The 9,198-nt window shown below is 63.5% G+C and carries 10 protein-coding genes and 1 pseudogene; 5 read left to right on the top strand and 6 right to left on the bottom strand.

The genetic code is table 11. The features are described 5' to 3' along the window. Window positions 1-250, bottom strand: a pseudogene (locus tag ACYP01_RS22955) (peptidylprolyl isomerase); the annotation flags it as partial. Further along, window positions 250-1,131 carry a peptidylprolyl isomerase gene (locus ACYP01_RS22950; protein WP_003943303.1) on the bottom strand — a complete coding sequence of 294 codons (882 nt, stop codon included), beginning with the start codon at window positions 1,129-1,131 and terminating at the stop codon, window positions 250-252. The pseudogene ACYP01_RS22955 and the gene ACYP01_RS22950, both read right to left, overlap by 1 nt. A gap of 195 nt (window positions 1,132-1,326) precedes the next feature. On the opposite strand from ACYP01_RS22950, the gene ACYP01_RS22945 reads away from it, so the two are divergent. The 4 genes from ACYP01_RS22945 (at window position 1,327) to ACYP01_RS22930 (ending at window position 4,969) form a co-directional block, all read left to right on the top strand. Then, window positions 1,327-2,007, top strand: a complete 681-nt coding sequence (locus ACYP01_RS22945) for an MBL fold metallo-hydrolase (protein ID WP_007732970.1) — start codon at window positions 1,327-1,329, stop codon at window positions 2,005-2,007. A 15-nt stretch (window positions 2,008-2,022) separates the two neighbouring features. Beyond that, complete coding sequence (gene hisS, locus ACYP01_RS22940; protein ID WP_007732972.1) at window positions 2,023-3,294, top strand: histidine--tRNA ligase; 1,272 nt, start codon at window positions 2,023-2,025, stop codon at window positions 3,292-3,294. Beyond that, a complete protein-coding gene (locus tag ACYP01_RS22935) occupies window positions 3,284-3,913 on the top strand; it encodes a hypothetical protein (RefSeq protein WP_007732974.1) in 630 nt (209 codons plus the stop codon). The genes hisS and ACYP01_RS22935 overlap by 11 nt, the downstream gene beginning before the upstream one ends. Before the next feature lie 66 nt (window positions 3,914-3,979). Then, window positions 3,980-4,969, top strand: a complete 990-nt coding sequence (locus tag ACYP01_RS22930) for a malate dehydrogenase (RefSeq protein WP_003943334.1) — start codon at window positions 3,980-3,982, stop codon at window positions 4,967-4,969. Window positions 4,970-4,981: 12 nt separating this feature from the next. Here the strand turns inward: ACYP01_RS22930 and ACYP01_RS22925 are convergent, their stop codons facing one another. Together ACYP01_RS22925 and ACYP01_RS22920 are read right to left on the bottom strand one after the other, a co-directional pair. Then, on the bottom strand, window positions 4,982-6,217 hold the full coding sequence (locus tag ACYP01_RS22925; protein ID WP_459682609.1) for a hypothetical protein: 1,236 nt from the start codon (window positions 6,215-6,217) through the stop codon (window positions 4,982-4,984). Next, window positions 6,214-6,543 (bottom strand): type VII secretion target, encoded by a 330-nt coding sequence (locus ACYP01_RS22920; protein WP_007732978.1) that lies wholly within the window; start codon window positions 6,541-6,543, stop codon window positions 6,214-6,216. Before ACYP01_RS22920 ends, ACYP01_RS22925 begins: the two co-directional genes overlap by 4 nt. A 173-nt stretch (window positions 6,544-6,716) precedes the next feature. Between ACYP01_RS22920 and otsB the strand changes: the two genes are divergently transcribed. Then, the gene (otsB, locus tag ACYP01_RS22915) at window positions 6,717-7,505 is read left to right on the top strand and encodes a trehalose-phosphatase (protein ID WP_228232714.1); all 789 of its coding nucleotides are present in this window, start codon (window positions 6,717-6,719) and stop codon (window positions 7,503-7,505) included. Window positions 7,506-7,704: 199 nt separating this feature from the next. Here otsB and ACYP01_RS22910 read toward each other — a convergent pair whose 3' ends face one another. Both ACYP01_RS22910 and ACYP01_RS22905 read right to left on the bottom strand, forming a co-directional pair. Then, window positions 7,705-8,496, bottom strand: coding sequence for an ABC-2 transporter permease (locus ACYP01_RS22910; protein ID WP_459682605.1), 792 nt, complete (start codon window positions 8,494-8,496; stop codon window positions 7,705-7,707). Then, the coding region (locus ACYP01_RS22905; protein WP_459682603.1) for an AAA family ATPase at window positions 8,496-9,198 on the bottom strand (703 nt) is incomplete at its 5' end. The genes ACYP01_RS22905 and ACYP01_RS22910, both read right to left, overlap by 1 nt.

Below are 9,198 nucleotides of genomic sequence, written 5' to 3'. Positions count from 1 at the left end.
TTTTTGCTGCCCCCGCCGCGCTCGGGTACGAGCAGTCGACGGTCGCCGAGGCCGGAGTCGGGACAGGCGGGAGTGCGTCGAACTGTGACATGTCGAGCGGCGGCATGGCAGCCGTTGTCGTCTTCGCCTTGGAGGTGCTGGACGGCGAGTCCGAGCTACCGGGATCACTGGAACAACCAGCCAGAAGCAGCGCCGCGGCGCTGGCGGCGGCAATAACTACAGGAAAGCGCATCACAGGATTACGTCGCATCAGTCGAGCCTTACTGTCTTGATGTCGGTGGTCAGATTCGGCTTGCCGTCACCCTCTGGCGTCGATCCGCCGGCCGCGACCTTGTCCAAAGTGGCGAGCCCGGTTTCGTCGATCGTGCCGAAAACCGTGTACTGCGGGGGGAGTTGTGAGTCGCCGTAGACGAGGAAGAACTGGCTGCCGTTGCTACCGGGTGCCCCGGTGTTGGCCATCGCAACCGTGCCGCGCGCGTAGGTGACGGGCTCCTGCGCTGCCGGGTCGGTGGTGGAATACGCCGTGGTGGGGAATTCGTTGTCGAAGCCGTAGCCCGGTCCGCCGGTGCCGGTGCCCGACGGGTCACCGCACTGCAGCACCTGGAGCGAGGGGCTCGTCGTCATGCGGTGGCAGGTGGTGTCGTTGAAGTAGTCCTGCTGCGCCAAGCTCACGAAGCTGTTGACGGTGCACGGAGACTTCGTTCCGTCGAGTGTGAGCCCGATGTTTCCCTGCGAGGTCTCGACGCTGATGCTCGGCGTCGCGTCCGGCGCGGTGGTGGGAATCCCGTCGGTACGAGGAGGGTTGTTGGCCTTGGACGCGGTAGCGCCGTCGGCTGGATACGAGCAGGAAACCGTGTCGGCCAGTGGCGTCGACAGACCGGCCGGCATTGCACCCGCGGTTTGTGGCGTGAGGCTCGAGTCGTCGGCAGCAGTGTTGGTGGTGTTCGCGTCGTCGTCACTGCGATTGCTCAGCCAGATGAGTCCACCGACGACGCCGACTACGACGACCACGCCGAGCGCAGTTCCGGCTATCGTCATCTGCTTGCGCTTGCGGGCACGTTCTGCGCGACGTTCGAGCTGACGCTCGAGCTTGCGTTTCGCCGCCTCGCGGCGTTGCTCGTTACTCGGCACTGCTGTAGTCCTCCGTATCGCGGGTGGATCGTGGTCGGCCGGCCGAGCGACACCCTGGGGGTCGGCTTCGGCAAGCGGCTCTACTCGTCGTCAGAGTCTCCCATTGCAACCTGAGAACTTACTGGCGGGGCAGCAGCTTAGGCTGTAACCGACAGCGTGTTGTTTGTTTCCACCCTTCGAAGAGGAGTTGCCCCCGTGCTCGTCACTGGTTTTCCGGCCGGGATGTTCCAAACCAACTGCTACATACTCGCTCAGGACGACGCGTGCGAGTGCGTAGTCGTAGATCCGGGTCAGGATGCAGCTGAGCCGCTCTTCGAATATCTGGACTCCAAGGACATGTCGGTCACGGCGGTCCTCCTGACGCACGGTCATCTCGATCACGTGTGGTCGGCCCGCGAGGTCTGTGAGCGGTATTCCGTACCCGCGTACATCCATCCCGAGGATCGCTACATGCTCAGCGATCCGGCACGGGGGATCGGCCCGACGATGAAGGAATTCATTCAAGGCATGACGTTCGTGGAGCCGGACGAGGTGATCGAACTGGCCGACGGAGACAAGATCACCGAGGCCGGAATGACGTTCGTCGTGGACCACACACCCGGGCACACGCAGGGATCGGTGGTGTTCCGCACCCAGGCGAACACCGAGAGCGGGCCCGTGGATTTGGCGTTCACCGGTGACACCCTGTTTCAGGGTTCCATCGGGCGCAGCGACCTGCCCGGCGGAAATCACGAGCAGTTGCTCGCTTCGATCGCCCGCAAGCTATTGGTACTCGGTGACGAGACAGTGGTCCTGCCCGGGCACGGCGGCAACAGTTCGATCGGCGCCGAGCGAAGCTCGAATCCGTTTCTCGTTGGACTCAGCGCACAAGAATAAGGAAAAGTACCTCTCGTGAGTAAAGCCAGCACCTTCTCTGCACCCAAGGGCATTCCGGACTACGTTCCGCCGCAGTCAGCCGAATTCGTCGCCGTTCGTGACGGTTTGACGCGCGCCGCGAGGTTGGCCGGATACGGCCACATCGAATTGCCGATCTTCGAGGACACCGGCCTGTTCGCTCGCGGTGTCGGTGAGTCGACCGACGTCGTCAGCAAAGAGATGTACACATTCGCCGACCGCGGTGACCGTTCGGTGACGTTGCGTCCCGAGGGAACCGCCGGAGTCATGCGTGCGGTCATCGAGCACAGCCTCGATCGTGGACAGTTGCCGGTCAAGGTCAGCTACGCGGGCCCGTTCTTCCGCTACGAGCGCCCGCAGGCCGGTCGCTACCGCCAGTTGCAGCAGGTCGGCGTCGAAGCCATCGGGATCGACGACCCCGCGCTCGACGCTGAGGTCATCGCGATCGCCGACGCCGGATTCCGGTCGTTGGGGCTCGACGGCTTCCGCCTCGAAATCACCTCTCTCGGTGACGACACCTGCCGGCCGCAGTATCGCGAACTGCTGCAGGAGTTTCTCTTTGCACTCCCACTCGACGAAGACACGCGTCGACGCGCCGAGATCAACCCGCTCCGCGTGCTCGACGACAAGCGCCCAGATGTACGCGAGATGACGGCCGGCGCACCGCTCATGCTCGATCACCTGTCCGAGAGCTGCAAGGCGCACTTCGACGAGGTGCTAGCGCACCTGGACGCATTGGGCGTTCCGTACGTCGTCAACCCGCGCATGGTCCGCGGCCTCGACTACTACACCAAGACAACCTTCGAATTCGTGCACGACGGACTGGGTGCGCAGTCCGGAATCGGTGGTGGTGGTCGTTACGACGGTCTGATGGAACAGCTGGGTGGACAGCCGCTCTCGGGCATCGGGTTCGGAATCGGCGTCGACCGCACGGTTCTCGCGCTCGAGGCCGAGGGCAAGTCCGTTGCGCCACCGGCGCGTGTCGACGTCTTCTGTGTACCGATGGGTGCCGAGGCGAAGGCCGCACTGGTGAAGATCGCACATCAGTTGCGTGCCAATGGGATTCGCGTCGACCTGGCGTACGGAAACCGTGGCGTGAAGGGCTCGATGAAGGCAGCTGATCGTTCGGGTGCCGCGATCGCTTTGGTTCTCGGCGAGCGTGAACTCGAAGAGGGCGTTGTCGTTGTCAAACAGTTGGCAACAGGTGAGCAGGAGACAGTGGCGCTCGACCAGGTTGTCGACAAGCTCGGGGAACTCGTTGAGCACTGAGGCCGAACCGGTTTCGCTCGATCTGGTTCCCGTGGCGTTGATCGCGCCGCGGCTGAAGAAATTCGCCGTTGTTGTCGTGGTGTTCGGTGTGGTCGTCGGGTTGATCGTCAGTGTGTTCTCGACGGCGACCGTTGGAGTGATCGTCGGCGCCGTCATCGCGGTGCCGACGTCACTTGCGATCCTGATGACGCTGCGCCGGCACATCACGTTGTACGGCAACAGAGTTCGTGCGCAAGCTGGTTTTCGAACCAACGTCGTCGACGTGGCCGAGGTACTCACGGCGGCATTGACGGTGCGATCCGGCCGGATCAGCGAAGTCAGCTTGACGCTCGGCGACGGACGGTCCACCGTGCGGATCCCGCTCGCGTTGTATACCGCGGGGGGTGGGCGCGAGTTGGAGATCCTTGCACTCCGCAAGCTCGCCGACGCGCTGGCGGCCAGCGAGTTGGTACCGGCTGCCGCGTTGTCCTCGGTGCTGATCGAACAGTTGCGTGCCGAAGCCCGCGGCGCCGGACTCGCCGAGCGTCCGCTCTACCGCGCCGTCGAACTCGTGACGGCGGAGGGACGAGTGCCGAGAACCACACTGACAGACCACGAAGTGGCCGGTTTACTCGACTAGCGTGGAAACCGTTCTTACAGCGTTGTAGAACGGACAGTCGTGAAAACGGCAGGTGAGGAGTCGGCAATGAGTATTGCGCCCGTAACCGTCACGGTAACCGGAGCGTCGGGTCAGATCGCATACGGAATGCTTTTCCGCATAGCTGCGGGGGAGATGCTCGGCGCTGACGTCCCGATCAAACTTCGACTGCTCGAGATTCCTGCCGCCGTGTCCGCTGCCGAAGGCGTTGCGATGGAACTCGAAGACGGCGCATTTCCGTTGCTGAGCTCCATCGACATCACTGACGATCCCGATGTCGCCTTCTCCGGCGCGAACGTCGGGATGCTGGTCGGCGCACGTCCGCGGAGCAAGGGGATGGAGCGTGCCGACTTGCTGAGTGCGAACGGCGCGATTTTCACAGCGCATGGGAAGGCGATCAACAACAACGCAGCCTCGGACGTCAAGGTACTGGTCGTGGGAAACCCGGCCAACACCAACGCGCTCATCGCGATGAACAATGCACCGGATGTGCCCGATGCTCGGTTCAGTGCGCTGACACGTCTCGACCACAACCGAGCGATCGCGCAGGTGGTGAAGAAGACCGGGGTTCGTGCGTCGTCGGTGCGCAAGGTGTCCGTCTGGGGAAACCATTCGGCGACGCAGTACCCGGACCTGTCCCACGCGACTGTCGCAGGTGAGCCTGCACTCGCGGTGATCGACGACCGCGACTGGGTGGAGAACGATTTCATCCCGACTGTGCAAGTGCGAGGCACCGCCATCATCGCTGCGCGGGGATCGTCCTCTGCGGCGAGTGCGGCCAGTGCGTCGATCGACCACGTCCGCGACTGGGTGATCGGCACCGCCGAGGACGACTGGGTATCCATGGCCGTCTGTTCGGACGGTTCCTACGGGGTGCCCGAAGGATTGATCTCGTCCTTCCCGGTGACCTGTGCCGATGGCGAGTTCGCTATCGTTCCCGACCTCGCGATCGACGACTTCTCGCGCGAACGGATTGACCTGTCCGTCAGCGAACTGGAGCAGGAGCGTGCGGCGGTGCGGGAGTTGGGCTTCGTCTGAGGTTTGTCTTGATCAGAGATCTCGGAACAGGTACTGATCGGGATCGTCAGCCCCGAGCACGGGCGGCGACACCATCGGCAGATCGTCGACCATCGAATTCTCGTCGCCGGCAGTGACGAGATACCTCGGGGTAGTGCGTGACGACTCGTCGTCCCGAGATCCGCGGGGTCCACCGCCCAGCATGCCGCCCGGCGACATGCCGCTACTGCCGACTGCCGACGATGGTGCACCCAGGCCTGGCGTTGTTACCGGAACCGGTTGAACTGCAGCAACTCCCGCTGCACCCCTCACCATTCCGCCGGTAGTGCCACCGCTTCCGCTCAGCCATGCTCCGCCAGAGCTTGCCGTCGCACTGGGTGACGGCGACGCGCCGGCTGCGAGTGACGTCGACGGATTGCCTGCGCCCCACAGCTTGGCGACGCCGGTCGGAAGCCCGGCGCCGGCCTGTGCAGCCGAGGTTCGAACAGCCTCGGTGCCTGGCTGAGTGGAGTCCGGGTGGGTGGAGTACGGCGCATCACCGGCATCGGTTGAGGCAGACAGAGGTTGGGCGATCTGACGGGCGGCGTTGTTGATTGCCTCCGCAGTGACCAGGTTGGAGAGTGCCTCACTGGTCGGTGGGGTCGGCACGGGGATCGGTCCGGCAAGGGCGTTCATGGCTGCGGTGTGCCCGAGCATCTCCCCACGCGTCCGAGTCACCGCCGCGACGGCTGCCTGCATGTGTTCAGCTGTCGAGGCAAGCAACATCGCCTGTCCTGGTGGTGTCCACGCGATGGGCGCGGCAGCTGCAACCGTGGTGGCGAAGGACTGCGCGATTGCCGCGAGATTCGCGTTGCCTCGCTGCACCGATTCCGCGGCGGCGGCAGCAGTTTTCGATATCGCGGTTCCGCGTTCGCTCAATTCTGCGCCGCTGTTCTGGGCGGATCGCGACAGTTCGGTCGCGGCGTCACTGCCGGTGCTGTTCCAGGTCTGGCCCACGTCGGCGACCGCGCTTCGGGACAGTCCCATGGCGTGGTCGATGAGAGTGGACGCCTGATCGAAGATGCCGACGGGATCGATGCCCGCAAAAGTGCCTGTGCCGAGACTCTTCCCGAGTTCGATCAAGGGCGCGAACAGATCTTCGATTCCGGGGAGTGCCGGTACCGGTATGCCGGCGAGCATCGATTCGACCACATTGTTCGGCAGTACCGGGGCAGGAGCGCCACCGTGAGGGAATTCGATGACGGTCGTCGAGTCGTCTTCGGTGCTCACGCGGTCGCGCCCGTCGATCCGGCCGCAGCGGTCAGGTCTGTTGCGATTGCATGATCTGTGGTGTCGTAGGCCTGCGCGGCTGCACCGGCCGTCGCGGCGTTGCCGGCGTAGAACGTGGCGAGTGCTGCAACATCTTTGGTGTGTGTGGCCTGAGCGCGCGCGAATGCTTCGAGAAATTCGATCCCGACGGGGCCCACGGCCGGTGCGACTGCTGCGATGTTTGCACCCAGATCGACGGCGGCGGCCTGCACGATGCGTCCTGCCGCTTCGGTCGACGTCGAGCCGTACTTTCGGATGCCGTCAGTGGCGACAGTCAATTCGCTCATCATTACCCCCCAGTTGGTAAGCGTCGTGAGAACTTTAGCGGACCACTGTGGGCCCTTACAGGGAGACGACGCGACCTACTCAGCGGTTCCGGACAACCTGGACGAAGTGGCAGAGATTACATTCGGCTCCGGTGTTGGTATTGCGAGTGCGATCGATTTGGCACACTCGAACCATGCGAACCGCTTCGGACGTCATCCTCCGACTCACGTCCGATCCAGCTCGCTGTGGACTGGTGATGGATTTCGACGGCGTGCTTGCACCCATCGTCGACGATCCGTCGGCGAGTGCGCTACTGCCCGGCGCCGAAGACGTGCTTGCGACCCTGGCCGAGCATCTCGGTGTTGTCGGCTTGCTCTCGGGACGGCCGGTGTCGTTCTTGCGAGAGCGGCTCAGCTTGAATTCCGTTGTGCTCATGGGTTCCTATGGCGTCGAGACCTGGACGGACGACGGAATCCACGTGCTTCCGGCCGTCGCGGCGTTCAGTGATGCTGTCGCCGAAGCAGAAGCCGAATTGCGACGCTTGTTCGACTCTCCGGCAGTTCCTGGCATCCATGTCGAGAGCAAAGGCCTTGCGGTGGCCGTGCATTGGCGTCGGGCCGCGGATCGTGCGGTCGCGCAGCGCCTGGTGGAAGCAGCGACGACAGAAATCGCGAGCCGGACCGGGTTGCGGCGTGAGCCCGGCAAGTTGGTCGAGGAATTGCGCCCACCCGTTGAGGAGGACAAGGGGACAGGCCTCCTTCGCGCGATCGCGGCCGCAGGGGTCGACGTCGTCGCGTACGCGGGCGACGACCGGGGTGACCTACCGGCCTTTGCCGCTGTCCTTGCCTCGGGTGGAGAAGCGTTGGTGGTCAAGGGCGACGACATCGCACCGGAAGTGGCTGCTGTCGACGGCGTCCAGTTCGACGGCCCGCAGGCATTCCTCGATTGGATGAAAGAGCTTGCCGCGCAACTGGAACGCTGACATGTGAGGTCAGTCTGCCAAGAACTCGACCAGGTCTTATTTCGAGGTGCCGCGTCCGCGGGGCAGAGTGACGCGAACCCGCGCGTGCCCTGTTCCTTGGCGTGATCGACAAGCGCTGCGGGTTCTGTCAACGCGAAACTGGCCGCACCGGAAGGGCTCCGGTGCGGCCAGTTTTGGTCTTGGTCGGTTTGCGACTCGGTCAGGCGTCGCGCTTGTTGACGACGGCGATGCTGATTCCGAATATCACCAGCACAAACGCTGCGAAGTAGAACAAGCTTCCCCAAGGGCCCCAATGGAAATTGGTGCTCGAACCCGAAGAGAGGAAGTGGTCGGCGTTGGCGAACGGGAGGAACGGTGTGACGTTTCTGCCGAAGGATCCGAACATGCCGAACAGGCTCTCGATGAGCAGTGGCCACAGCAGCAGTAGTGCAATGGCGCCGGCGGACTGACGAAGGAGTGCTCCGACGGCGATGGCAAGGGCGACGCAGAGGAACGCGAAGATCGGTACGCCGTAAACGGCACGCCAGGCATCGGCGTTGTCCAGTGCCAGATTGGTGGAACCTTCAGAGCCTGCCGCAGCTTTGGTGATGAATACCGCGCCGAGCATGAGAACGAAGGACAGTACCGCGCCGAAAGCCCCGATCAGGCCGGCTTTGGCGATCAGAACCGAAGCCCGACTCGGGATGGCCTGGAAGGTGGTACGGATGATGCCGAAGCGGTACTCGCTGGTGATCGCGAGCGCCGCCATGATCATCAGGACCATGACGCCGAATCCGGATACTCCTAGCCCCGCGTCGTTGAACGTGGGGAGGAATTTCTCGAAATCAGGAGTTCCTGATGCGGCTTCGTCGTTGTACGCCTGAATGCTCGAACTCGACGAACGCCCGATCATCCAGGCGATGCCCAACCCTAGGACGATGATTGTGATCGTGCACCACAGCGGCGACTTGGTCGTGGTGATCTTGATACGTTCAGCACTGAGAACAGCCATTACAGTGCACCTCCCATAGCGTGCTGTGTGTTTGCGTGGTGGGCTCCGGCGCCCGGATCGATACCGGACGCGTGGTACTGGACATCGTCTCCGGTCAACTTCATGAACGCATCCTCGAGCGACCCCTGCACAGAAGCCAACTCGTGCAACACGATTCCCTGCGAACCGGCCAAACCACCGATCACATCGGTGGTCGAATCCACGACCACCAACACCGGCTCCGATCCTGAATGTTCCTCGCGGACAGTCAGTCCCTGGGCAGTCAATGCGGCATGGAGAGCGTCCAATTGTGGGCTGCGCACGCGCACCGTCGACTCCGACGAACGATCCACGAACTCCGCGACCGTCGAATCCGAAATCAACCGACCCCGACCGATCACCACCAACTGCTCCGCCGTGAGCGCCATCTCCGACAGAAGGTGACTCGACACCAACACCGTGCGGCCCTCGGCCGCCAACCGCTGCATGAACTTACGAATCCAGACGATGCCCTCCGGATCGAGACCGTTGACCGGCTCGTCGAACAACAACACCTTCGGATCCCCCAACAACGCACCCGCCAACCCCAGACGCTGCGACATACCGAGCGAGAACCCGCCGGCCTTCTTGCCCGCCACCTCGGACAACCCGACCAACCCGAGCACCTCGTCCACGCGGGACTTCGGGATCCCGTTCGAAGCAGCCATCCACTGCAGATGCGCA

Source organism: Rhodococcus sp. no. 34 (genome assembly GCF_054589475.1).
The sequence above is the reverse complement of the archived record's forward strand: the minus strand, read 5'-3'. Positions and strand labels throughout refer to the sequence as shown.